Origin of the sequence: Paenibacillus sp. MCAF9, assembly GCF_052114265.1 — a bacterium.
In the GTDB taxonomy this organism is placed as follows: domain Bacteria; phylum Bacillota; class Bacilli; order Paenibacillales; family Paenibacillaceae; genus Pristimantibacillus.
Map to the genome: position 1 here is coordinate 43489 of NZ_JBFREL010000014.1, position 26093 is coordinate 69581.

Below are 26093 nucleotides of genomic sequence, written 5' to 3' on the forward strand. Positions count from 1 at the left end.
AAGGTGGTCGTTCCTAATTATGGATAGTATACCGTTGCTTTGTTTGCCTTACGCGGGGGGCTCGGCTCAGGTCTATAAGAAATGGTCGCGGCAGCTGGATCCTTCTATTCAATTGATTCCGATTGAATTAGCTGGGAGAGGAAGCCGGATGAGTGAGCCGCTCTACGAGGATATTCATGAGGCAGTTAAAGATATATTGCATTTAATTCGCGACTATACACAAAATCAGTATGCTTTATTCGGCCATAGCATGGGATGCTTGATCGCTTATGAATTAATTCATAGCATTCATGCAGCAGGATGGACGCTCCCCTCCGTAGTTTTTATGTCAGGGTACGGGGCGCCTCATTCCAGCCATGTGAACCGAGAAATATATCAGCTTCCCGATAAAGCTTTTATTGAAGAAGTATTAAGCCTTGGCGGAACATCTGCTGAGCTGTTCGAGAATAAGGAGCTGCGAGACGTATTTATGCCTATACTGCGAGCTGACTTTAAGCTGGTTGGCACGTACAAGCCAGAGATTAAGCCGCCGCTCCCTCTTAATCTCATTGTTATGAATGGCTCTGAGGACAGCAGCCTGTACGGGACTTCAGAAGATTGGCAGTCACAAACGACGGAGACCTGTAAAATCGTCAACTTCGAAGGAGGCCATTTTTTCATACATGAACGGGAACAACAAGTCGTTGCGCTCCTAAATGATACGCTCCTGAGGACATTGGCTGCCAAAGAAATCATCCATTCATAATAGAGAGGAGCAAAAAATATGGATAAGGTATTCATAGACGCTGGGCAGAGAAATCAATATTTGTGGCGAGAGGATGGAGGGTTTCCCTCAGACTTGCTTAGCAGAGAAGCGGAGTATCGTTCTATGGAGCAGCGTATCCATTTACCCAAAGAGCTCGCAGAAATGCTGCTCCGATATGCTGAACATTCCAATCAGCGATTGTATAGCGTACTGCTTACTGCGGTTTATATCATGCTTTATAAATATAAAGGGGTTGACCGATTAACGATCGGCATTCCGACTCAGAGATTCGGAAGTCATATGGACGGGACATGGATTCCGCTTCAAATCAGGGTATATGAGCAAAATATGCTTCAGTCATTGCTAAAGCAATTAGACGGAGCTCTGAATGAATTCGAGGATAGTAACAAGGGACATATTTTGGAACTAGAAACGATGGATTCTGCCAGAACAAGCAGCTTTAATTCGGGACAGGCTGTAGCCGTAACCTTGGAAAATAGTTATGGGAAACCGAGCGCTGACGGGGTTGGTTTGCTCTTTTCGTACAATGTCCAAGAGTCAGAATCACCCGCCATAACGCTTACTATGACATACAATAGCTCTGCTTACAGCACGACAATGATGAAAAATTTAGCTAATCATGTTCATCGGGCAGCGGAGCTGTTAGTTCGAGGCGACGACGTTCTCCTTAGAGATGCAGCCATATTGGATGAAGATGAAGTTCAAGCATTAATAAAATCACTTTGTATTGGTTCATGCTCATCGATTGAAGCTAAGCCTTTGCATAGAAAGGGAATAGCTGGTGAATCAAGCATAACCCTGCATCACCTATTCGAGAAGCAGGCTCAATCTCGCCCCCATGAGACTGCACTTATTTGCGGCGAGGAGTCGTTTACTTACGACACGCTGAATCAGCGGGCCCACGAACTTGCTAGTAGATTGCGCAGCGAAGGCGTGCGTTCAGGAATTGTGGTTGGACTGATGGTGGAGCGAACGGTCGAGCTGGTAGTTGGCATCATTGGCATCTGGAAGGCTGGAGGCGCTTATTTGCCCATTGATTTGGAATACCCAGAGGATCGCATTCATTACATGCTGGAGGATACTAAGGCACAGGTTTTGTTAACGCAGCACGATTACCTCTCGAAAGCTTCTCAATATGAAGGCAATATTGTTTGTATCGTTGAGAGAGACGAGCAGTATGCTGCTGGCAGGGAAGAGAAGGATTCACATATACTCTCAAACAGCATGGAGCAGGATAATTCCTCTCAAAATCTAGCTTATGTGATCTATACATCAGGTTCAACAGGCAGACCAAAAGGTGTCATGATTCAGCATGAGAGTGCGATACGGTTCATAGAAGGAATGGCAGAGCAAGTAGAATATGTACCAGGAAAAACGATTGTTGCTTTAGCAAGCGCTGCGTTCGATGTATCTATACATGACTTAATTATGCCGCTTCTTTATGGGATGAAGGTGATTCTAGCATCACAAGCGGAGCGCAGAGACCCAGACCTGCTCGATCGTCTCATCGTCAAACATGATGTTGAGATGATGGTAACTACCCCGATGAGACTGCAAATGCTGCTGGCTGGCAAAGAAGAGAGACCATGCTTGCGCTATTTAAAAGATTTGATCATTGGCGGGGAGCCGTTTATTCCAACCCTATGGAATCGGCTGAAGCCTTATCCACAGCTTCGAATATACAACGTGTACGGGCCGACAGAAACGACGGTATGGTCAACGATACAGCGGATTGAGGATAATCATCCTGGAATAGGCAAACCGCTTGCTGGAGTACGAACGTACATTTTGGATAAGGCGGGACGTCTTCTGCCTCCTGGAGTAGCTGGTGAACTTTGCATAGCGGGGACAAGATTGGCCCAAGGCTACTTTGGGAAGCCGGAGCTTACGGAGGAACAGTTCGTTAGCGACCCTTTTTATCCCGGTGAGAGAATGTATAGAACAGGTGATCTTGCACGCTACTTAAACGACGGAAACCTCGAATTTCTCGGGCGCAGTGACTTTCAAGTGAAAATCCGCGGACATCGCGTCGAGCTGGAGGAAGTTGGAATGATGCTCGCACGGCACGAGGACATTACTGAATCGGCGGTGCTGCTGGAAGAGGAGCAGTCTATTGGCGGATTGTTATGCGCTTATTATGCAGCAGAGTCTGAATTGTCGACATCAGAGCTTCGCAGCTTTATGGCAAGTCGAGTGCCTGAATATATGGTGCCGCAGCGTTACATTTGGCTTGCAGCATTGCCATTAAATAATAATGGAAAGATTGATCGCAAGGCGCTGCCAAAGCAGAGTGAAGTGACTCGTTTGCGGGATAATGCCGCATTTGCTCTGCAGCTGCTTGAGCTGGATAACGATACGGAGCGGAAAGTAGCGGCTCTTTGGCAAGAGGTGCTGCATACCGTCGACTTTGCCGCTGAAGACAACTTCTTCGAGGTAGGAGGCAACTCCATCCTGCTTGTTGCTTTACATCACAACTTGGAGCAGCACTACCCTTCTCGTGTATCCGTTGCAGATTTGTTCGGACATGCGACACTCCGCGGAATGGCTGCGTTACTGGATGCGCCATTCAGTGAAGAAGGAGATATGGATGGACTAGCAGGGCTGAAAGGTTTAACTTTCCCTAATCGCATCATAAGCAGAGAAACGGGTATAGATCATGCAGCCATTCCCCGTTCATGCAAGCTGGATGAAGCGCTGCTCGGAAAATTGATGCAGCTATCAGAAGACATTGGATCAGATATCGTCGATATATTGCTTGTCCTTTATATGTACGTGCTCTCCGATATTACGATGTCCGATGAAGTTACAGTCATCGTCAAAGACGGTGTAGGAGATCGGATGGTGCCTGTGACGCTGAATATGTCCCACTATATGACGGTTGTGGAAATGATCCCTGAAGTAGCTGATCAACTGGAAAACGGCGACTATTATACCTTTTCCTCGCTTGCGACAGCAGCTGGTTTCCGTACATTGGACAATGGAAGCATACCATGGTTCTCTTCAACCGACTTGAGAGGAATGGAGTCCTATATGCCGCTAATCGGCTTTGCGCTTCAGCTTGAGTTTAGTGAAGACGAGTTAAACATCCGATGTCTGTATGATGCTCTTTCATGGGACATAGCAAGTGTGGATGAATTGCTCACTCTGTATCTAGCATCTCTCAAGGTTGTAATGGCAGAATTAGAAGAGGGAGCTGAAAGCGTATGGTAGGCGGTACATTGCTGTTTCCCGGTCAAGGCTCACAGTATGTTGGCATGGGCAAGGATTTGTATAGGAAATATGAGCTCGCCAAAGAGACCTTTCATGAAGCGAGTGAAGCGATAAACATGGATCTCACAAAACTTATGTTTGAGGGCAGCATGGAGGAATTGACAAGGACGGAATATGCACAGCCAGCTATATTAACTGTAGGGATGGCAATGTACAAAATATACAGAGACCTGCTGGGGAAGGCTCCGCAATTTTTAGCCGGTCATAGCCTTGGAGAAATTACCGCCTTGACTTGTGCAGGGGGTATCCCATTCGACAGCGCTGTCCGTATCGTTCATCGTCGCGGTGAGCTCATGCGTGTTGCGGACGATGCCGGCAGTGGTGCAATGGCGGCGGTAATGTCGCTTAGCGCAGCTGAAGTTGCAGCGATCTGCAAGCACGCTAGTTCCTCGTTTCAGGGTGGAGCTGAAATTGTTGTAGTGTCTAATATTAATTCAGATGATCAGGTTGTCATTTCTGGACATAAAGGAGTATTGAACGAAGCGGTGCAGCGTATCTCCAAGCGGGGAGGCGTTGTCATCCCGCTTCATGTGAGCGCGCCGTTCCACAGTCCTCTTATGGCACCGGCAGCGCAGCTATTTGCAGAGGAGCTTAAAGGACTGAAGCTTGGAACACTCCAGCATCCGGTTGTTTCCAGTGTGACTGCAAGATTATATCGGAGTGCGGATGAGATTCCAGCAGTGCTGGCTGAGCAGATTACCGCACCCGTACAATGGACAGCGGTTATCCGTTTTTTGCTGGAGAACGGGGTTTCGGAAGCGGTTGAGATGGGCCCCCAATCAATATTGAAGAAACTAGCCAACAATAGTACAGCCCTTAGGGTGCTTTCTTTCGACCATGAACCGGATAGGGAACAGCTCCTTGGGAAGGGCCGGGATGAGGGGCAAGACTATTCGTTAGATTTTATTATTCAATGTTTGACTATCGTTACGTGCATGCGTAATCGGAACAGGGATTTAGAGCAATATGAGCAAGGCGTAGTTGTACCTTACCGCGAGGTTCAGACGATGTTGAATGAGCTTCAGCTTTCTCTTGGCAGGGCAGAGTGGAAGCATCTGGTTAAGGCTTATGAGATGCTGATCTCTGCGTTCCATACGAAGCTTGTTCCAGAGAACGAACAGAAGGATCGATTGGAACAATTGCTTCAAGACAACGGCCTTAAGGATAAATTAGGGAGTCGATTTTTAGCTTCAAATAGAAGTTAAAGGATGTAAAAGGGAAGTCAACCATGCCAAGGAGGACTTTACGATGATTAGCAGCTTGGACGGGCCAATATATGAGTCTCCTCAATATCTATTGCAGCAATTAATACGGTTTAATACAACGAATCCGCCAGGCAGTGAGCGAGATTGTATTTATTTTATTCGTGATCTTCTTCTTGAATCGGGAATCAGCGATACGATCATTATTGCTCAAGAAGAGCATAGACCTAATTTAATTGCACGATTAAAGGGGTGCGGAGATGCACCTCCTTTTCTCATGTACGGGCATGTTGACGTTGTAGGTGTAGAGAAGCAAGCATGGAGCCGCGATCCATTCGGGGGTGAGATTATCGATGGTTACGTATGGGGGAGAGGAAGCCTAGATATGAAAGGCGGTGTAGCGATGATGCTTGCCGCCTTTCTAAAAGCCCACACAGAGAAAACAGCATTACAAGGCGATATGATTTTGGCTATTGTAAGTGATGAAGAAGCAGGCGGGGATTTAGGAGCCTCCTACTTAGTTAAACATCATTCTTATCTTTTTGCTGGTGTGAACTATGCGATAGGGGAGTTTGGTGGCTTCTCCTTTCAAGTAAGCGGCCAAAAATTTTATCCGATTATGGTGGCAGAGAAACAAATTTGTTTCCTTAGAGCTACGGTTAGAGGAGGAGGCGGACATGGTTCTCTTGGCCAAAATGAAGGAAGCATGGCGCAGCTTGCCTATATGCTGGGAGCGTTAAATAAGGTCAAGCTGCCGATTCATGTCACGCCCGCAGCGTCGTATATGATTCAATCCATGGCATCGGCATTGCCCCTTTTGCCGAGGTTATTATTGAAGGGGCTGCTTCGGCCAAGCCTGAGCAATCTCATGCTGAGGATAATGGGTGACAAGGGAAAGCTGTTTCAACCGCTGCTTCGCAACACAATAAGTGCTACGGTTGTGCATGGCGGCGAAAAAATCAATGTGCATCCAAGTGAAATCATCGTGGAGATGGATGGGAGGCTGCTGCCTGGTTTTACTCCAGAGCAGTTCATTGCCGAGCTGTACGATCATGCCATACAACATCAAATAACGTTAGAGGTGATTCGTCATGACCCTTGTCCAAAAAAACCGGAAATGGGGATGTTTGAATTGCTGTCAGATGTCCTGAAGAAAGCGGATGAAGCTGCAGTGCCCATTCCGATGCTGCTGCCGGGTGGAACAGATGCGAGACATTTTTCAACATTAGGTATTCAAACGTATGGTTTTTTGCCAATGACGCTCCCAGAGGACATGAATTTCTCGGAGTTGATTCATGCAGCAGATGAGCGTGTGCCTGTTGTTGCTATTCGTTTTGGGGCAAAAGCTATTCATGAAGTGATGGCGCGTTATGGAAATTCGAGGTTATGATAGATTCAGACGAGTGCATTAAGGATAAGTTGAGGGGGAAAGGAGCAGCAAGCTGTGCAGGCTGAAATCATGGTTTTGAAAATACCGCAAAACATCACGTCGAATGACTACCGGCAATTGTTAAGTCTCGTATCAGAAGAGAAGCGTTTAAAAATAAGTCGATTGCGACAGCAATGTGATGTTTATCGGACTTTATTTGGTGAAGTGCTTGTACGTGCTGCAATTGTGCGAAACCTAGACCTATCCAATCAAGAGATTCAGTTTACTTACAATTCATATGGTAAGCCGTCACTTATCGGCTGCGAAGATTTTCACTTTAATATTTCGCATGCTGGAGATTGGGTTGCCTTATTTATAAGCTCTTCCCCTGTAGGCATTGATGTGGAACAAATATGTGTAATAGATGAAGGTATAGCAAAATCTTATTTTTCGAAAACGGAATATGAACGTTTGTTTTGTTTGAGAGGGGAGGAGCGAACCGCTTATTTCTATGAGCTTTGGACGCTGAAGGAAAGTTACATAAAAGCAAAGGGTAAAGGGTTGTCCATACCGCTAGATTCCTTCTCAATACATATTGGTGAGGATAGCTCCATCGCTTTAACTCCGAGAACGGAAGCTTATTTTTTCAAACAATATGAACTGAACCGAAGCTATAAGCTGGCGGCTTGTACTACTGCTCCAAAAGGTTTCCCTAATCAGCTGCAGCATTGGAGCATGGAGGATTTAATACACTTCTTTTTCTAATTGTAATACATTGCGTTTGTACCATTCATGTGAAACGACATGGCGCGTGATAAGCGAAAACCCTTTCTGTATCGAAAGGTGGACTTCGCTTATCGCGCGTCTTTTGTGTTTATACTATAATCAAAGATATTTATGTATGGAAGTAAACGGATGTATGGAGGTTGTTGGATTGACATTAACGTTGATTGGTGAAATTAGTGGCATAAGCAGGTACCCGATTAAGTCATTTGCAGGAGAGGAACTGGATGCCTGTAAAATCGATAGATACGGATTAATGGGCGACCGTTGTTATGCTTTTTATGATGAAACAAAGGAAGGCTGGGATAGCTTCTTTACTGCAAGAGAAATTCCGGCGATGCTGGCATACAAAGCGAAGCTGGTTGATGAACGCACGAGCGCAGAGCATCCCCTATTAGAAATAACTTCTCCAGAGGGTCAGACCTTCAGCTGGGACGAGGAGCTGTTAGCTGAAATGCAGAAGTACTCCAAGAAGAAGATGCGGATGCTCAGTTATAAAGCACAAAGTCCTGACCTTAAAGCGGTGGATGAAGGCAGTATCCTCATCATCACCGATAGGAGCTTGCAAAAGCTCGAAGCGATATGGGGAAAACAGCTGGACGCGCGGCGCTTTAGAGCAAATATACTCATTACAGTAGAGGAAGGCGCTTTTGGAGAAAAAGAGTGGCTAGGCAGACGAATAACGGTAGGCGGTGCTGAATTGCAAGTGGATAAATATTGTGATCGCTGCTCCATGGTTACGCTTGATCCAGATTCGCTAGCACGTGATGCTTCCTTATTGAAAAAAATTAACACAGAGATGAATTTAAACTTCGGGGTGTATGCTTCTGTAAAAAAGACAGGAGACATTGAAGTAGGCGAAAAGGTATTTCTTATGGATTGAAAAAAATCGCTGCCCGAATGCCACTGTGGCAAGGGGGCGCGATCTTTTTTTTTTGAACTAGAATGCTTATAGTCGTTTACGTTTATAGAAGACGATGAATGCACAGGAGAGAAGCAGGATCACGATGGCGATTCCAGCCGTCGCGGCTTCTTTAGGACTGCCTTGTGCCTGAGTTTGCTGCGTGCCAGGGCCGCCGAAGCCTCCGCCCATGCCGCCACCCATATCATTTGGTCGTTGGCCGCCAAACCCGCCTTGCATGCCGCCTTGCTGATTAGGCATTTGACCATCTGGCGGCGCCATGCCTGCATTGCCCTGAGGCACCTGCCCGTCAGGAGCAGCAGCCCCTGCATTGCCCTGAGGGATCTGCCCGTCAGGAGCAGCAGTGCCTGCATCGCCCTGAGGAACTTGCCCGTCAGGAGCAGCAGCATCTGCATTGCTTTGAGTGCCTTGTGTAGTAGGGGAGGTAGTGTTGTCAACTACTTGCTGAACGACGCCATCTGCCACAGCGCCTTGCGGGCTCAGCTCTTTGTTCGCTGTAATTCCGGCAATAAGCTGTCCGGCTCCTGCATTAACAGGAGCATTGCTGTTTCCTGCATCGGCTTGACCGTTACCCTGCTGGCCGTTTGGCCGATTGCCGCCGAATCCGCCACCACCGCCCATGCCGCCGCCCATGCCACCACCCATCCCGCCGCCGCTGCCAGATCCGTCGCCTGCTGCAGGCATGGTACCGGCGAGCTGCTGTGCAATGGTGCTGGTTTGCTGCGAGTTAAAGGAAACAACCTGAGCAACACCTTGCTCATATTGCTCATACGTGTAGAAGGAGGAAGGGTCTGCCTTTACATAGTCCGAGATCATAGCTTTAATTACATCGACCCTTGCCTGAAACGTATCGGTTGCCAAATACCCTTCTAACATATCAGTAACGATTTCGTGATATTTATCTTTATAGGCATCCACTTTAAGCAGCTTGTCAATAAGCGGCCGATCGGCTATCGCGCCAGTAGTTGGCTCATCAATGAGCACGCTGGAGCCGCCGAAACCGCCAAAGGACATATTGTAATCCCATGGCAAAATGCTGAAAATACCGTCATCCTCATACAAATAATAATTATGTTTTTTCTCAGAGAGGTAGCTGTCAAAGTTGCCGGCTACTGCGTTTAAGGCAATGAACTTAAGCGCTTCATCAACGTCCAGCACACTCTCGTAACTTGCGCCATTGTTCAGTTCATCCAGCATATCGAGCAAAATATCATCATTTGATTTGTCGGACTTCAAATCGAGTCCCGTATAGGCATCGATCGTTTCGAGCCAGTTGAGCTCGCTGCCGTTGCCGCCGTTTGCTTTGTAAAGCGCACCATATGCATTGCCGAAATTACGTTCAAGATAGGCATCGCCAATCTGCTCGACAGCCAAATAAAAGCCCCAAAGCTCGCCATTGACGTAAACATTGACATAAGAATATTTTGGGGTTGGAAGTCCCATTTGCTCAGCAAGCTCATACGATAGAAACTCTCGCATATAAGAGGCATCGCTGTAGTTGTTATTTAAATTAATTTTGCTTATTCCTTGCAAGGTTTGATTAACATACTCATCGAATGAAATTTTAAAGCTGTACCGATCGGAATCGGTCATTCTTACGACACTGTTCAAGCTGAGGTTGCCCTTCGTTCGAATGGCTACGTTATCGAACTTCTGACCGTTGTATTCGACCGAGGCTTCTTTATATTCCTCCGCGCTGGCGTTGTCCAGCATATTTTGGAACGCATCCTCGTCGATCGTAATTTTTACATCTACGATTTTATCTTTAGGAAAAACCGTTTCATCTAGCTTTTGCTCATCCGCTGATTTCTCATCTGTACCCGTTGCCGCACCAGAGCTGCTGAGACTGAAGGATGTACCGCCTGCGGCACATCCAGCGAGTAAAGTAACCAGGAGAATGGAGCAAAAGCATAATAAGATTACACGCGCTTTCGCTTTCATGAAAACACCTCCCGATAATTAGGATACATAGTCCCCGCTATAGCTAATAAGTACGACGTTACGGACGCCAGCCAGCTCCGTCAGTTGGTTAACGAAACGTCCGGTTTCGTCGCGAAGGCGAATTTCCAGCGTCATTTCAATATTGCCCTGCGTCACTGTTTTTTGCTTCACGTTATAACGCTTAACGAGCGTGCCAACTTGCTTGTGAACAAGCTGCTCGGTAGCATCGCTGTCGCAGTTAACAACAAGCAGGTAAGGTGTTTCCACCGATCCGCCCTTAACGAAGAAGAACAGAATAAGACCAACCACAACCGAACCAATTACCGCTAGTGTAAAGAAGCCCGCGCCAGTAACGATACCTGCAACAGCAGCCCAGAATAGGAAAATTAAATCGGTTGGATCTTTAATTGGAGTACGGAAACGGACGATGGACAGAGCGCCAACCATACCGAGCGACAGCACGAGATTGGAGTTAATCGCGATAATGACAACTGCTGTAATCATGGTCATGCCGATCAGCGAAACGTTAAAGCTTTTTGAATAAAGCACGCCGCTAAATATTCGTTTATAAAGCAAGTAAATGAAGAAGCCAAGTAAAAAAGCGACGCCCAGCGTAATCAATATTTTCGAAAGGCTGATATCAGAAGCAAAGTTATCCAGTACTGAATTTTTTAAAAGATCGGCAAAATTTGTTGTCGACTCCGTTGCTGCCGCGGCAGTTGTATTGGTTTCCATTTTAATAATCCTCCCAAGTGTTGAACTTCAAATGTTTTCGGCAGATGACATACTTTGAAGCGGATTGCCGGTTTAGTCCTTCCAGCTGCAAAGCGATTCGAATAAAGGCTGGAATGTATTCGTCATATTTCACCTCAAGAATGATTAAATCATTGTCGAGTGCGCGTACGGGCTCCACCTTTTCATCAAAAATATTAACGGCATGAAGCCCGGTGCGCAGCTCTTTGTCGAACGTAATGCGTACGTTGCCGTTAGCGTAAACATATGGCTCACGGACATAATCGACGATGACCTTCGGACGCAGCAAATGATGCTTCATTTCATTGTGAATTTCGTTCAAAAGTGGCTTGTCCGGCCCTCTAAGGACGTCGTAATCGCCATCCATAAGCTTGTCGTACATTTCCCTCGTTAGCGGTTCCTTCACCTTTGCGATGTAATCCTTGAATTTAATTTTTTTCTCAAAATGAATGACATGGTCTTGGCCATTGTATATGCGGATTCGATATTTGACCCGATCGCGAATGCCGCCAAGCTTCTCATGCAAAGCTTTGTTGTTTATATCATCAAAATATAAGCTTCTAATATGGTACTCGCCTGACGGACCGACATGTTTGTCTTGTTCCATCAGCTCCTTTAGCCGCTGGCGAATAATAAAGTATTGATGATAGTTAATGAAAAATTTCAATTCATGGCGATAGTTTAGGTTCTTGTTCATCTCACACCTCATTTCATGTTCAGCGCCCCTCGCTGCTTACAAATGTTATTCTACGGGCCTTTACTTATTCTTAACTTAAGGCTGGCTGAAAGATTGCTGAATGCGCCGTGCAACAGCTTTTTGTTAAGATATAATTAAAATTAGATAGAGAAGAAGGAGTGTGACTAGGATCAAGATCCGAAAAGACATGATGATACTGCTCATATGCTGCGCCTTATTAGTTGTTGGAGCCATCGGCATGGAATGGTTAAAGGCCAATAAGTCGGTGAAGCCAGCCGCGATTGTGACCACGTTCAAGGGCGATCCAAAAACTAGCCGCGCCTTCACTTGGCATAGTACGAATGCACATTCCGATTCAATTGTTCAGATCATTGAAGGAGCCGCCCCTAGCGATTGGGAAGAGGCTCTTGTAATGACCTTTAAGGGTACGACATCATCGATTGACATAGGTGAGGACACTTTGCGGGGTGTTCATAAAGCAGAAGCTACCGGACTTAAGCCGGGAACCACGTACACGTACCGAGTAGGCAGCGGAGAAAAAGAGGCATGGAGCGATGCTGCACAATTTAGGACGGAGGCTGAAGCAAGCGATGCTTTTACTTTCATAAACGTAACGGATTCGCAAGGCGTGACGGAGCAGGATTTTGAGCTGTGGGGAAATATGCTGGATCAGGCGTTTAACGTTTTTCCGGCGTCTGCCTTTATCGTCCATAATGGTGATCTGACAGAAGAGCCCACCGATGAGCATGCCTGGACCGAGCTTTTCGCAAAAGCAGGCAAGTGGGTAACACAGTTTCCATTTATGCCAGTTACGGGCAACCATGATGAAGTGGATGGAGATGCCAAGCGATTTGTTTCTCATTTCAACTTGCCTGCGAGCGGCGCTAAGGGATCGAATGCGGGAACGACATACTCGTTTGATTATGGTTCTGTTCATTTTGTTATTTTAAATTCGGAATCGAATATAAAGGAGCAAACAAGCTGGCTGAAAAAAGATTTGGAGAGCACGGATAAGCCATGGAAAATCGTTGCTCTGCATCAAGGGCCTTATGGAGGCAATACGAACAAGAAGGTGAAGGATTGGACAGCGCTATTTGATGAATTCGAGGTTGATTTGGTGCTGCAGGGCCATAATCATGAATACTCCAGATCCTATCCGCTTCGTGATGGTCAAATCACAGGCGACGGTGATCAAGCGGTGCAAAACCGAGAGGGCACTGTATATGTGGTAACCAATACAGCAGGGCAAAAGTTCAATGAGAAAAAGGAAGATAAGTTTTATCATAAGGTTCATTTTCAGAATGAGAAGCAAATGTTCGCAGGGATTACGGTAAATGGCGACACTTTAACCTATCAAGCCTATGACGTGGAAGGTACAAAGCTGGATGAGTTCGTGCTACATCACGGAGATGGCGATGCTAAAATGAAGTGACATTACAAAAAGCCGATTTCTTTGCAAGCTAAGAAATTCGGCTTTTTCCATTTAAAATAATGTTTTTAGTTTTTGTTTGATCCCATTTATTATTTTTTGTCCGGCATTTACTTTATGAAGTGCAATGTCCCACAGCAGGACATCTCGATCGGATGTATGATTAACAAATTTTATAGTAAGTTCCTTTGCTCCATCTAAGGGGATTTGAAAAAACTCGGAAGGAAGCTCTTCCTGTCCATCGAAACTCCATCCAAATGAATGGATTACGGTTCCGTCTGCGCTAAAAATGAGATCGATATTTCCATTGCCGGCACTTTGAGTTAAGGTTTTTGATATCGCGAGATTACCTGCTATCATGTGATATTTGCCGTCTAAAAGATAGGTAAACTCATTTGTTCGTGTATTGTTTCGGCTGTACATATTTAGTTTCGGCTCAACGTTCTCTTGGGCTGCGGGAAAGCTGGAGAGACTTTTATCCCAAAGAACAGTTCCAGCCTTTAATGGCAGTTTATCTAAAGCGATAACCTCGCTGCTTGCTTTATCTAAATAATTATTAATGCCTCCAATACTGCCGATGACACCAATCGCAAGTACAAATGCTGTTATTATTATTTTGCAGAAGCCTTTGAATGTATCACGCTCATGTCGAACAAACCTTTGTGCGCAGTAGCCTACTGCAGCACCTAACGTATTAATAATAATATCGTTGATATCAAAGGAGCCTAAACGGGAAAACATCTGCAGCGTCTCAAGCATGGTAATCGATACAATAAATAGCAGTATAAAACTCAGAAAACGAGAACGAAACAGAAGCGGGATCATGATTCCAAAAGGTATAAATGCTGCAAAGTTGCCGAACTCAAAAAGCGAAAATGAAAACTCTCTCTGCATAGGGAGGAATAAATGTATCTTTTCGGGTATTAGATTATATCGCAAGCCGCTGTCATGAATAGAAGCAGCTCTGTTGAATCCGGCATATAAGAAATAGAAGATTAATACGGTATATAAAACCAACAGTAAAATAATCATTTTTCGCTGCTTTCCTTGATACATCAAAACATCCTTTCTTGTCTCTGTGCGGTAATTACCAGAACAATTGCTTTATGTGTTATTCTACAGAATAAACATGTAAACTTTTTTAAGCATCTCTTATTTTTTCCTGAAGATTACTTTTATCCAAGACGATATTCTGATATTATCGGTTTAACTTATTAAATTAATTTAATAAGTATAGCACTCAGAGGTGGTGATCATCATAAATGATCTATTTGCAACTCCAAAAGAATGGAAAAAAGTTATTTTACGCAGCATTCGTGCGGCTCTTCTGGAGCATGGGAGTGCCACGAAGGTTGAGCTAAGTCAAAAGCTTGGAGTAAGCTTCCCTACCATTAGTAAGTTTCTCACGCAAATGGAAAAGGACGGGGAACTCATTTTAGTTGGTCTCGACCATTCAAGTGGCGGAAGAAGAGCAAACAGATACGCATACAATCCCGAGTTCATGCTCGGTTTGGCTATATTTTTAGAGAAAACAGAAACTAACTATACCATTTTTAATTGTTTAGGCGAAGAGAAGGAACAAGGCAGTACTTCAAGTGTGCTAATGAATGATGCTTTGAGCTTATCTCAATTACTTGAAAGCATTATAGAAAAGCATCCCAAAATCAGCTCTGTAGCTATAGGTGTGCCGGGTTCAGTCAATAATGGCCGAATTATTTTCATCCCGAGCTATGAGCAGTTTCATGATTTTGATTTAAAAGGATATTTTGAGGAGCGTTTATCCATACCTGTCGTTGTAGAGAATGATATGAATGCGGCTGTCCTTGGATACTACGACAACCGGAACAATAAAGACAAGGGTTCCTTGGTCTACTTGTATTTGGGTCAAAATGGTCCTGGTGCCGGCATTATGATTAATGGTGACGTCGTGCGAGGCAGTACGTTTTTCTCAGGAGAAATATCCTTTGTTCCTCAGTATGATGACCGAAATTTTGTACAAGCCCTGAATAACGGGGATGGAACAGAAACTGCATTGGTTCATGATGAAAAAAAGATTGATGCGATTAGTCGGTTGGTAGCCTCATTTACAGCTACAATAAACCCGCACACGATTATTTTCTCCAATGATGAAATAAATAAGCAAATAACCGACCAAATAACATTAAGAAGCGCAGCTTATATTCCTAAAGAACATTTGCCGGAGCTTACTGTGAGCGACTGGAAACAAGATTATTTGTATGGATTACAGAAGCTTGGTTTAGGCCTGATGATTTCAGGAACAAGAAAGTAAACGAATGTAGTGACCAGACAAACCGTATTTCTGCTTACAATTGAAACAACAACCAGGAGTGGTACCAAATGAAGACAGAAAAAGAGAAAATGCTCAGTGGTGAGCTTTATAATGCAGCCGATGCTGTGCTGGTTGCGTATAGAATGAAAAATTGCTGGGTTTATGCTTGTTTAAGGTGCCGAGCTTGAGAAAATAATATCGTCGACCATCCATGTATTTTGAATTTGTTTAAGGATGATTCTTCGCTCGACAATCATGCCTCCAGCATTTAAGGGGGATTCATATTGATTGATATATCCTTCCTTTCCTTCGGAATGACTGTATGCTGTACCTGTGAATGGAACGTTGAACTCTAGCCCATTTTGTTTGATGATTTTATTAATGAATGTCCCAGTAAAATTGGATTTAAAATGGGCTCTAATTTGTGAATAGGATGATAGATTAGTCGCTTCGTTCGCTTTTTGGATCAGCGTATTAATATGTTCTTGCGGGATTGTAGACAAGTTAAAAGTAGACTCTGTAGTAATTCTAACTTGTTTGTCGCCTAAAGAAATGTCGGCTACTCTACTTTTAGCATCCCAAGAAATAGTACCGCCTAAGCTTTGTGAGATAAAGCGAATGGGGACGTATGTAACCCCTTTGGTTATTTGAGCAGGAACATCAATCGTGATTTCAGTTCCATTTTGCATCACTTTATTTGAATTAATTTTGAGCATAACCTCGGTTTTTCCGTTAAGAATGGTTACCGTTTTGGACTGTTGGTTCCAATTAACCACAGCTCCTAACCCTGCAGCAACATAGCGTACTGGAACTAAAGTGCGTCCCTGAACCACTTTTCCCTCTATTACGAATGGCTGATTTGCTGCTTCTGCATGAATGTGATTAACTGAAAATATACTGGCAGACAACATAAGAGATAATAATGCAATAGTAGTTTTTTTCATCTGAAAGCCCTCCATATCATGTATATAGTAATAGACGACTCTACAAAGGATTAGTTGCTTAGATAACCTAAGCAATTTAATCCTTTTTTCATTTTTATTTTGGCAGGATGGGTGTAAACTGAAAGGAAAGATTGCTATACAGATATGAAAGTGTGGATAGGAGGCTGGACAGCTTTATGCAGGTGAAAATCGAAAAGGATCGGTTCGTTCGCAATGAGCGCGAAGCGGAAATCGCGGCGACAGCGGATCAGCTGGCGAGCAAGTTTGCAGGAAGATCAGCTAAGCATGATAGGGAAGGCTCTTTTCCACATGACAACTTTGCCGATATGCGGGAGTGCGGTTATTTGAAGCTTACTGTGCCGAAGCAATATGGCGGGGATGAAGCGTCATTGTATGAATTTGTACTAGCGCAGGATCATTTGGCCCGCGGTGACGGTTCAACGGCGCTCGCCGCGGGCTGGCATCTGGGGCAGGTAATGCAAATGCGGATAAGCCGTCCATGGCCCGAAGCTTTATACGCCAGCTTTTGCAAGGAGGTTGTAAGCAAAGGCGCCACAATAAATCATTATGCAAGCGAGCGAGCAACTGGAAGCCCAAGCAGAGGCGGCAAGCCGGAAACTACAGCGATAAGAACGGCTGGAGGTTTCCTTATTAACGGGCGCAAGACCTATAGCACGCTTAGTCCTGATGTGTCTTATTTCACCATATCTGCATGGATGGAAGAAGAAAATCGTGCAAGCGAGTTTTTAATTCCAATGGGTGCAGGCATAAGTATTGAGGAAACATGGGATACACTCGGCATGCGGGCAACAGGGAGCCATGACCTCCTGTTGAATCAAGTATTCGTGCCAGACAGCGGTACGCTTGAAGGCGCAGAAATTAATCGTAAAGGCGGGACGGCCTTCGATGGCGGAACGCTGCTTCATATTCCTGCCTGTTATATCGGCATTGCACATGCGGCACGTGATTTTGCAATTCACTTTGCCCAAAACTATCGGCCTAACAGTTTGCCAGGCCCGATATCCGAACTGCCAACGATCCAGCGGCAAATTGGCGAAATGGAAGCGGAGCTAATAACGGCTCGCACCTTACTCTACAGCATCGCCGATCGCTGGGACCGGGAACCGGAGGGACGGAGCGGATTAAAGCCAGAGCTGGGCCTCGCTAAATATGTGGCGACCAATTCAGCCGTTCGTATCGTTGATCTTGCCATGAGAATAGTGGGGGGAAGCAGCTTGTCTCGCACGCTTCCGCTGGAGCGGATGTACCGTGATGTTCGCGCAGGCTTGCATAATCCGCCGATGGATGACATTACATTAAACGGATTAGCTCAGCGAGCATTAGCAGAGATGCAGTCTGCGGAATAAATAATAAATCATGAAGAAGAGGCAGTCTCAAAAGTAGAAAATCTACTTTTGAGACTGCCTCTTCCTGTTTTTTTCTAAGTTAATATTGCATATCGGCCGGCTGGCGCGGGGTGGTTGGGAGCAAAATGCGGAAGGTTGTTCCTGCACCGGGCAAACTGTCTACTGTAATTGTACCTCTATGAGCATCTACAATCGATTTCGTAATGGCAAGCCCGAGACCTGCGCCGCCCATCTTTCGCGTTCGGGATGATTCGTTTCGATAAAAGCGCTCAAACAAATGCGGCAGATGCACGGCCTCAATCCCTGTTCCATTGTCGGCAACGCGTATTTCAGCTTGATTATTGTACGAAGCAAGCGTGATGCTGATCACGCCTGTCTCCGAATCGGTGTGCTGCACCGCGTTGAAAAATAAATTGAGCACCACCTGTTTCAGCTTATCCGCATGGAACTGACCGCTCACATGAGGAGTGAGAAGCAGCTCTACTGTGCGATTGCCAGCAATCAATTGTAATTGAGGTTCCATCTCGAGCAGAAGCGCATCCAGCTTTGTTTCGGCCAGCTGCAGCTGCGGGTCTTGATCAAGCTTCGCCAGCAAGAGTAAATCCTCGACCAGCTTGTTGATACGATTGGATTCAAGAAACATGCTGTTAAGCGCGCGCGCGAGTTGCTCCGGATTCGAGGCCGCTCCGCGCAGCAGCACTTCTAGAAATCCGTGAATCGAAGTAAGCGGCGTACGCAGCTCATGGGAGGCGTCCGCTACGAAACGCCGCATTTTTTCAGTTGTTTTCCGTTCCGCCTCGAAGGAATGATCGAGTCGCTCAAGCATGCCATTAAACGCATCGGATAAACGATCGATTTCCTCTTGTCCTTGGCTGGCGGGAATTCGTTTCGTTAAGCTGCCTGCATCGGTTTGCTGCGCTGCCACAACGACGCGAGATAAAGGACGAAGCGTACGCCGAAGCAGCGGCAAATAAAGCGCGAGCCCTGCTGCAAGTGCAAGGACAGATAAACCAGCGAATATGGCAAGCTGTGTCATGAGCAGCTGCTTGAGTGAATCGGTTTCGGTGCTCACTTGAATGAGGCCTTCGGCTCTGCCTGGCGGTCCAGCCATACGGAAGACGGCTAGCTGCTCGATGCCTTCGGCATTGTTCAAGATTTTATAGCCAATTTGCTTATGCGCTTTAAGCTGATTTCTAATTTGCTCATATTCGCCCGTTGATAAAGGCGGGGCGTTAAGGTTATTATCCTTCGATACGTCAACCGTGACACCGTTTGGATCAATCAGGACGATAGACAAGCCCGGTTGATAGAACATGGGCGAGTCGCGTCGATCTCGCTGCGGCCGTTCAGCCGGATTAGCGGGATCACCCTGATTGCTCGTTTCAGGGTGGTTATTCGTATCCTTCCCATCCATAAACCAATCCATGGGCATCGACATGATTTGAGCATTTAAGGCATCGGCTTTATTTTGAAAAATAAAGTCCTTCATAATGAAGTATTGAAGCACGCCAATTAATAGAAACAAAGCCGCTAGTATAAGCAGCGACCGATATAATAATTGATATTTTAGTGAACGTGGAGCAAAGAAACGAGTGACGTCTGACGTTTTAATACGCGTCATGGCAGATCCATCCGATAGCCGGCCCCGCGGAGTGTTCGAATGAGGCGATGCTCCTTGTCGTCCAATTTGTCGCGAAGCGAGCGGATATACACCTCGACAATATTTTCTTCTCCACCGAATTGATATCCCCATACTTTATCCAAAATGAGTGATTTACTAAGCACGACACCATGATTTAGAATGATAAACCTTAGCAGCTCATATTCGGTAGGAGACAGCTCAAGAACCTGTTCCATATAAATGAGTTCTTTGCGGCGGTCATCGAGCCGGAACGGTCCATACACAGCTTCGCCAAGCAAATTAGGAAACTGATTCCGCAGTCTTGCACCTATGCGGGCAAGCAGCTCGCTGAAGCTGAAGGGCTTCACCAAATAGTCGTCAGCTCCAAGGGTTAAGCCTTTGACACGATCCTCAATCTCATCTTTTGCTGTCAGCATAATAATAGCGATATTATCGCCGGTAGCCCTTAATGCCTCGCATACTTCAAATCCGTTCAGCCCGGGCATCATCACATCGAGGATGACGACATGGGGCTGAAAGGTACTCGCTTCCTGCAAAGCGGATTCCCCGTCATAGGCGAACCGAAGATCAAATCCTTCGTTAATTAGACCGAGCTCCAGAAATTGCACGATATTTGGTTCATCATCCACAAGCAATATTTTAATCCCTTTCAAGGACACCATTTCAAATTCCCCTTTCGCAGCTTACCCCTCTATTATCTGTCTTTTTAGAAAAAGATGCATCTGTTTACTCGTTCTTTCAGCAAACTTTCAGCCACATACGAAACCGATTGATGGGTTTAGTTTACAGGTTCTATTTTGCGAAAAATGAGGTAACCTTTATATTTATAAAGCATCTTATTCCTAGTGCGTTACTTAAACTGACGTAAACTTGTTTTTTTGTATTGACTAGAGAGGAAACGTTTGTTAATTTATTGATTAATAGAAACTAATTATTGAATAATGATAATAAGGAGAATCGAATATGGATCGAATTGTAGCTGCCAGAGGCATTGAACTGCGTTGCAAAGGCTGGAGGCAGGAAGCGCTGCTGCGAATGCTTGAGAATGTTCTTGAAAATGGCGAAAACCAACAAGAGCTTACTGTCTATGCTGCCCTTGCCAAAGCGGCGCGTAATTGGGACTCCTATCATGCCATTGTCAGCACGCTCAAATCGTTAGAGGAAGATGAGACGCTGGTCATTCAATCAGGCAAGCCAATCGGCATTATGAGAACGCATAAGTACGCTCCAATTGTTGTAATGGCGAATTGCAACATTGTTGGCAAATGGGCAACGAGCGACAATTTCTATAAATATCAAGAGCAGGGATTAATCGTTTGGGGCGGTTTGACCGCGGCAGCTTGGCAATATATCGGTTCACAAGGAGTCATACAAGGAACCTATGAGATTTTTCAATCGATAGCTAGAATGCATTACGACGGCAATCTGGCTGGGAAGTTTATTTTGACAGCCGGTCTCGGAGGAATGGGCGGCGCCCAGCCGCTTGCAGGAACGATGGCGGGTGCCGTTATTTTATGCGTAGAAGTGTCCGAGGCTAGAATCGACAAACGTATCGAGGTCGGCTATTTGCAGAAAAAAACGGCAAGCTTGGATGAGGCTTTGGAATGGATTCAAGCAGCTTGTGCGAATAAGGAGAGCTTGTCAGTCGGTCTTCTTGGCAACGCAGCCGATATTTATCCTGAACTGATTCGCAGAGGCATTCAGCCTGACGTTGTAACCGATCAAACGTCGGCGCATGATCTCATGTACGGTTATATTCCTTCAGGCTACAGTTTAGATAAGGTTGCTGAGCTGCGCAGAACAAAACCGGATCAGCTTCAAGCGGATGCAAGAGCTTCTATCGCATTAGAAGTTGAGGCGATGCTGGAGTTTCAGCGCAGAGGTGCAGTCGTTTTTGACAATGGCAACAATATTCGTTCGCAGGCTGTACAAAATGGAGTTACAAATGCTTTTGATATTCCTGTGTTTACCGAAGCGTTTCTAAGACCGTTGTTTTCTCGTGCGATTGGGCCGTTCCGCTGGGTCGCTTTGAGTGGTGAGGTTAGTGACATTCGCAAGATTGATCAATACATTTTGGAGCATTTCAGCGATAACGAGGTTGTAGTGAATTGGATTCGCTTAGCAAATCAGTATGTTCCGGTCGAGGGCTTGCCTGCACGCATTGGCTGGTTCGGTCATGGCGATCGGACGAAGCTGGCACTAGCGGTTAATGCCATGGTTCAAGCTGGCGAGCTAAGCGGTCCCATTGCTTTCTCGCGTGATCACCTCGATGCGGGATCAATGGCTCACCCGAATATTATGACGGAGAACATGAAGGATGGCAGCGATGCAATATCGGATTGGCCTCTGCTTAATGCGATGATTAACTGTTCATCGATGGCTGATCTTGTAGCGATACATTCCGGAGGCGGCGGCTACAGCGGATATATGACAAGCGCAGGTGTCACGCTCGTTGCAGATGGCACATCCGATGCAGAGCTTCGATTAAAAACGACGCTAGACAATGACACAGGCCTTGGCGTACTGCGATACGCTGACGCTGGTTATGAGGAAGCGCTGGATGAAGTAAGCAAAAAGGGAATACGACGAATTGATACGAATCGAAAGGAGAATGCATGATGCGTGAATTAACGATAGAGGATGTAAAAGCAGCAGTAAGAGGAGGGGCAGTATTCGCATCCGGAGGCGGAGGCTGGGTTGATCATGGCCTTGAGATTGGAGGAGCAGCAGTGGGTATTGCTAGACCAAAGCTGGTTTCGGTTGATGAGCTGCCTGATGATGCCATTATTGTGACAGCGACGGCGATTGGCGCTCCAGCGGGCAATGACTGGGAAATGTGGGGCATTGATTATATTAAGGCTGTTCAACTGCTGATGGACAACTATGACGGCAAGGTTGTGGGGGTTATGACACCGCAAAACGGCATGTCGAGCACCATTAATGGCTGGCTTCCAGCTGCAGCGCTCGGATTGGTTGTCGTTGATGCGACTGGTGATATTCGTGCGCATCCAACAGGCAAGATGGGTTCGATGGGCCTTGCTTCCCGCACCGATTATGAAACGATTCAGGTCGTTGTAGGCGGACGCAGAGATACGGGTTCTTATTTGGAGCTCGTTGTAAAAGGCACGCCAGCTAAGACATCGAATATATTGCGGACAGCTGCAGATATGTCGGGAGGATTTATCGCTTCTGCTCGCCATCCGATTCCAGCATCTTATGTGAAGGAGCATGCAGCAATTGGCGGCATTTCGTTAGCGCTTGAGCTAGGTTATGCGATGATCGAGGCTGAGCCGAACGGCGCGGAAGCGATTATGGAAACGGTTTGCAGCAAAACAAATGGACAGATCATCGGTCGCGGTGTCGTTTTGAAAAAGGACGTTCATTATTCAGGCGCTTTCGATATTGGCACCATTACAATGGCGGATGGATCAGGCGGTCAACTGACGATGCATGTCATGAATGAATATATGGCAGTGGATGATGCTGATGGTAAACGACTTACAACTTATCCGGATGTCATTACGACCTTTGAAGCAGCAACAGGTCTGCCGATCAGCGTAGGCGGCGTGAAGGAAGGCATGGAGATCGCATTGTTTGCAATCGACAAGCAATATGTGCCTTTAAGCTCCAGTGTGAAAGACGCTACCGTATATCCAGAAGTGGAAAAGGCGCTTGGCATACCGCTTGCTGAGTATGGCTTGAAGGGTATTGTCTAGCACGATTATTCTAATTTATCGATATCTACTAAGAAGGTGCCTGTTATGAATGAAGTTATAGATGGTATCGGTTTGGAGGATACACAGTCGTCCGAACGGGTGGTTACGCTTGATGGCAATGCGCTCACGATTCGCGAGCTTGAGCAAATTGCATTGGAAGGTTATCGCGTGGAGTGCTCGCAGCATGCATTAAAGCGAGTAGAGGAGGCTCATGTTCTCATTCATGAGCTTGCCGCCGAAGGCATTCCGATCTATGGGCTAAACCGCGGCGTAGGTCTTAATAAAGATCGAACCATTACAACGGAGATGTATGAACAGTTTAACCGCAATCTTATTTATTCCCATTCGGCGGCTATTGCGCCTGCTGCTTCTGAGCAGCAGGTGCGGGCCGTGCTCGTTGCCAGGCTGAATTCATTGCTTATTGGTTGTACAGGTGTGCAGCCTGCGGTCGTACTCATGTATCAGGATTTGCTTAACGCAGCTATCCATCCGATCATTCCGCTTCGAGGATCTGTTGGCGCAGGCGACATCTCGGTTTTGTCTCATATCGGCTTAACGATGATGGGAGAAGGAAATGTGAATTACAAAGGCCAGATGATGAGCGCGGAAACGGCTTTTCAAGCTGCGGAGATTACTCCTGTGAAGCTGGGGCCAAAGGATGCACTGGCAATTGTAAGCTCCAATGCGCTGTCCGCGGGCACTGGTGCACTGGCAGCAGCAGCAGCTTTAAAGCTGCTCGGTACGGCAGATGCTATTTTTGCATTGTCGCTTGAAGCGCTTCGGGGATGCATGAATCCGCTTGATCCGGCGTTATTTGAGGTAAGGCCATTCGAGGGAGCTGCAGCAAGCGCGGCAAATGTGAGAAGTTATTTGCAAGGAGGAACGCTGCAGCAGTCAAGTAAAAACGATAAAATTCAAGATCCGCTCAGCTTTCGCAGTGCTTGCCATGTACATGGCGCAGCTCGTGATGCGCTTGCTTATGCGACAAGGCTGCTGCTCATTCAATTAAACGGTTCTGATGATAATCCTTGTGTATTAATAGATGAAAGAAGAGTAGTGCCCTCCTCAAACTTTGACGTAACCTCATGGACCGTGGCGTTTGAGATGGTTGCGATTGCGCTAAGTCATGTATCGAAAATAAGCTGCTACAGATCACTTAAGCTCGGAACGCCATCCTTTACCGGTCTGGAGAGGTTTCTAGCCCCGAATCCAGAGTCTATCGCTTTCGGAACGCTTCAAAAAACATACACCTCCCTTGATGCGGAGATCCGCTTGCTTTCTAATCCGGTATCTGCTGATTATTTATCGCTGGCAGGCGATATGGAGGATCATGCAAACAATACACCGCTCGTCATTCGTAAGCTCGAAGACATTATCGATCGCTTAACCTACATTATAGGGATGGAAGCGCTGCATGCAGCCCAAGCCATTGATTTACGCGGCATACAAGCTGAATTAGGCAGAGGCTCGGCCGCTGTTTATTCACAAATTCGCAGTGCAGTGCCTATGTTGACGGAAGATCGTCCGCTAACCCCAGATATTTCTGCTATGTATGAGCTTATTCGCAGCGGCATTCAATTCGAAGGAGGAGCAAATGGTGAATAACAGCTATGATCTCGTCATTTATGGAAATCTCGTACTTCCAGGGGGCGTCGCATACCATTCCGCAGTTGGAATCAAGGACGGTAAAATTGTTCGTATTGGTGATAGAGACGACACAGACATGTCTGACACAACAGAAATAATTAATGCCGAAGGCAGCTATGTGCTGCCTGGTGCAGTCGACGCTCATGTCCATTGTTACAGCTCGCTTGACGAAGGGTTTTACACAGCGAGTGCGGCTGCAGCTGCCGGAGGCGTAACGACGATTATTGAAATGCCTTATGATGCGACGGGGATGATCTGCACGCTTCCTGCTTTCGAGGAAAAAAAACAGCAGCTGGAGCAGCAATCTATAGTTGATATGGCGATGCTTGTTACGATTCATAAGCAAGACGGTTATGACCATATCCGCCAGCTTGCCGAGGCCGGTGCATGCGGCTTTAAAGTGTCGATGTTTAATACAGATTCCTTCCGCTTTCCGCGAATAGATGACGGACAATTGCTTGATTCGTTTGCGGTTATTGCTGAAACAGGTTGTCCGGTTGGCGTGCATGCGGAAAACGATGAGATCGTCCGCAGATATATTGATAAATATCGCTCCCAAGGCGCAGATCCACGTTCGCATGGCTGGAGCAGACCGAAAGTAAGTGAATCAGCAGCAGCGCTGACCGCTATGGAGCTTGCTTATGAGACAGGAGTCAAACTGCATTTATATCATTGTACGTATCCACGTATTTTTCAGCTGGTGGACTATTTCCGTTCAATTGGAGCGAAAGTCACTGCGGAAACCTGTACCCACTATTTGACGCTAAGTGAAGAAGATATGCCGCGTTTGCAGGCGAAAGGTAAAATCAATCCACCGCTTCGCACGAAGCAGGATAAAGAGGATTTATGGGACCTATTGAAAACAGGATCGATCGATATGATTACTTCCGATCATGCTCCGTGGCTAATTGGGCGTAAATCAGACGAGGATATTTTTAATAATGCTTCAGGTGCTCCCGGAGTAGAGCATTTGCTTCCGATTATTTACAGCGAGGGAGTGGCGAAAGGAAAATTGGCGCTTACCGACATGGTCAGGCTGATCAGTCAAAGGCCTGCTGACGTATTTGGGCTTGGTCATCGCAAAGGCAGATTAACTGAAGGTTACGATGCCGATATCGCGATTATCGATCCTGCTGCAGCTTGGACGCTAGATGAGCGTGAGCTTCAATCGAGCGCTGGCTGGAGTGCTTATAACGGAATGAGTATGCAAGGAAAAGTAACGCACACGCTCGTAAGGGGAACGCTTGTGTATGAAGCGGGAGCTGTTACCGGCAAGGCGGGTCATGGCGAATTTATTAAAGCAGAGCATCTTGCTTAATCATTTTGCGAGAGAGGAATGAATGGGATGGGTAGCA

General features: G+C 46.1%; 21 protein-coding genes. 14 read left to right on the forward strand and 7 right to left on the reverse strand.

Annotated elements, in window-relative coordinates; genetic code table 11:
* Positions 1-19 precede the first annotated feature (19 nt).
* The 6 genes from AB4Z45_RS20305 to AB4Z45_RS20330 all read left to right on the forward strand — a co-directional run bounded on the left by AB4Z45_RS20305 (position 20) and on the right by AB4Z45_RS20330 (position 8273).
* Entirely contained in the window at positions 20-745 is a 726-nt protein-coding gene (locus tag AB4Z45_RS20305; RefSeq protein WP_441911174.1) for a thioesterase II family protein, read from the forward strand.
* A gap of 18 nt (positions 746-763) precedes the next feature.
* Positions 764-3976 (forward strand): non-ribosomal peptide synthetase, encoded by a 3213-nt coding sequence (locus AB4Z45_RS20310; protein WP_441911176.1) that lies wholly within the window; start codon positions 764-766, stop codon positions 3974-3976.
* Positions 3970-5241, forward strand: a complete 1272-nt coding sequence (fabD, locus tag AB4Z45_RS20315; RefSeq protein WP_441911178.1) for an ACP S-malonyltransferase — start codon at positions 3970-3972, stop codon at positions 5239-5241. The genes AB4Z45_RS20310 and fabD overlap by 7 nt, the downstream gene beginning before the upstream one ends.
* A 43-nt stretch (positions 5242-5284) precedes the next feature.
* The gene (locus tag AB4Z45_RS20320; protein WP_441911179.1) at positions 5285-6628 is read left to right on the forward strand and encodes a M20/M25/M40 family metallo-hydrolase; all 1344 of its coding nucleotides are present in this window, start codon (positions 5285-5287) and stop codon (positions 6626-6628) included.
* A 54-nt stretch (positions 6629-6682) separates the two neighbouring features.
* The gene (locus tag AB4Z45_RS20325; RefSeq protein WP_441911181.1) at positions 6683-7372 is read left to right on the forward strand and encodes a 4'-phosphopantetheinyl transferase family protein; all 690 of its coding nucleotides are present in this window, start codon (positions 6683-6685) and stop codon (positions 7370-7372) included.
* A gap of 169 nt (positions 7373-7541) precedes the next feature.
* Entirely contained in the window at positions 7542-8273 is a 732-nt protein-coding gene (locus tag AB4Z45_RS20330; protein ID WP_441911183.1) for an MOSC domain-containing protein, read from the forward strand.
* A 66-nt stretch (positions 8274-8339) separates the two neighbouring features.
* On the opposite strand, the gene AB4Z45_RS20335 is transcribed toward AB4Z45_RS20330, so the two are convergent.
* From AB4Z45_RS20335 to AB4Z45_RS20345, 3 genes are read right to left on the reverse strand one after another with little or no spacing between them, the layout of a single operon-like run.
* The gene (locus tag AB4Z45_RS20335; protein WP_441911184.1) at positions 8340-10253 is read right to left on the reverse strand and encodes a CotH kinase family protein; all 1914 of its coding nucleotides are present in this window, start codon (positions 10251-10253) and stop codon (positions 8340-8342) included.
* Between the two features lie 18 nt (positions 10254-10271).
* Entirely contained in the window at positions 10272-10988 is a 717-nt protein-coding gene (locus AB4Z45_RS20340; protein ID WP_441911186.1) for a DUF4956 domain-containing protein, read from the reverse strand.
* A 1-nt stretch (position 10989) separates the two neighbouring features.
* The gene (locus AB4Z45_RS20345; protein ID WP_441911187.1) at positions 10990-11703 is read right to left on the reverse strand and encodes a polyphosphate polymerase domain-containing protein; all 714 of its coding nucleotides are present in this window, start codon (positions 11701-11703) and stop codon (positions 10990-10992) included.
* A gap of 238 nt (positions 11704-11941) precedes the next feature.
* Here AB4Z45_RS20345 and AB4Z45_RS20350 point away from each other — a divergent pair, with 238 nt between their 5' ends.
* Positions 11942-13135, forward strand: a complete 1194-nt coding sequence (locus tag AB4Z45_RS20350) for a purple acid phosphatase family protein (RefSeq protein ID WP_441911189.1) — start codon at positions 11942-11944, stop codon at positions 13133-13135.
* Between the two features lie 51 nt (positions 13136-13186).
* On the opposite strand, the gene AB4Z45_RS20355 is transcribed toward AB4Z45_RS20350, so the two are convergent.
* The gene (locus AB4Z45_RS20355) at positions 13187-14188 is read right to left on the reverse strand and encodes a VanZ family protein (protein ID WP_441911190.1); all 1002 of its coding nucleotides are present in this window, start codon (positions 14186-14188) and stop codon (positions 13187-13189) included.
* Positions 14189-14390: 202 nt separating this feature from the next.
* Here AB4Z45_RS20355 and AB4Z45_RS20360 point away from each other — a divergent pair, with 202 nt between their 5' ends.
* Positions 14391-15422 carry an ROK family protein gene (locus AB4Z45_RS20360; protein WP_441911277.1) on the forward strand — a complete coding sequence of 344 codons (1032 nt, stop codon included), beginning with the start codon at positions 14391-14393 and terminating at the stop codon, positions 15420-15422.
* A gap of 89 nt (positions 15423-15511) precedes the next feature.
* Positions 15512-15610: a maltose acetyltransferase domain-containing protein gene (locus AB4Z45_RS20365; protein WP_441911278.1), complete on the forward strand. Its 99-nt coding sequence runs from the start codon at positions 15512-15514 to the stop codon at positions 15608-15610.
* Here AB4Z45_RS20365 and AB4Z45_RS20370 read toward each other — a convergent pair.
* On the reverse strand, positions 15593-16366 hold the full coding sequence (locus AB4Z45_RS20370; RefSeq protein ID WP_441911192.1) for a copper amine oxidase N-terminal domain-containing protein: 774 nt from the start codon (positions 16364-16366) through the stop codon (positions 15593-15595). The two genes, AB4Z45_RS20365 and AB4Z45_RS20370, sit on opposite strands and share 18 nt — an antisense overlap.
* Positions 16367-16542: 176 nt before the next feature.
* Here AB4Z45_RS20370 and AB4Z45_RS20375 point away from each other — a divergent pair, with 176 nt between their 5' ends.
* The gene (locus AB4Z45_RS20375) at positions 16543-17733 is read left to right on the forward strand and encodes an acyl-CoA dehydrogenase family protein (protein WP_076269411.1); all 1191 of its coding nucleotides are present in this window, start codon (positions 16543-16545) and stop codon (positions 17731-17733) included.
* A 79-nt stretch (positions 17734-17812) separates the two neighbouring features.
* Here AB4Z45_RS20375 and AB4Z45_RS20380 read toward each other — a convergent pair whose 3' ends face one another.
* A complete protein-coding gene (locus tag AB4Z45_RS20380) occupies positions 17813-19354 on the reverse strand; it encodes a sensor histidine kinase (protein ID WP_441911194.1) in 1542 nt (513 codons plus the stop codon).
* A complete protein-coding gene (locus AB4Z45_RS20385; RefSeq protein ID WP_441911196.1) occupies positions 19351-20037 on the reverse strand; it encodes a response regulator transcription factor in 687 nt (228 codons plus the stop codon). Before AB4Z45_RS20385 ends, AB4Z45_RS20380 begins: the two co-directional genes overlap by 4 nt.
* 301 nt (positions 20038-20338) lie before the next feature.
* On the opposite strand from AB4Z45_RS20385, the gene AB4Z45_RS20390 reads away from it, so the two are divergent.
* From AB4Z45_RS20390 to AB4Z45_RS20405, 4 genes are read left to right on the forward strand one after another with little or no spacing between them, the layout of a single operon-like run.
* Complete coding sequence (locus AB4Z45_RS20390) at positions 20339-21994, forward strand: urocanate hydratase (protein WP_441911198.1); 1656 nt, start codon at positions 20339-20341, stop codon at positions 21992-21994.
* Positions 21991-23091 carry a DUF917 domain-containing protein gene (locus AB4Z45_RS20395; protein WP_441911200.1) on the forward strand — a complete coding sequence of 367 codons (1101 nt, stop codon included), beginning with the start codon at positions 21991-21993 and terminating at the stop codon, positions 23089-23091. Before AB4Z45_RS20390 ends, AB4Z45_RS20395 begins: the two co-directional genes overlap by 4 nt.
* A 45-nt stretch (positions 23092-23136) precedes the next feature.
* Positions 23137-24696 (forward strand): HAL/PAL/TAL family ammonia-lyase, encoded by a 1560-nt coding sequence (locus AB4Z45_RS20400; protein WP_441911202.1) that lies wholly within the window; start codon positions 23137-23139, stop codon positions 24694-24696.
* The gene (locus tag AB4Z45_RS20405) at positions 24686-26056 is read left to right on the forward strand and encodes a dihydroorotase (RefSeq protein ID WP_441911203.1); all 1371 of its coding nucleotides are present in this window, start codon (positions 24686-24688) and stop codon (positions 26054-26056) included. Before AB4Z45_RS20400 ends, AB4Z45_RS20405 begins: the two co-directional genes overlap by 11 nt.
* Positions 26057-26093 lie beyond the last annotated feature (37 nt).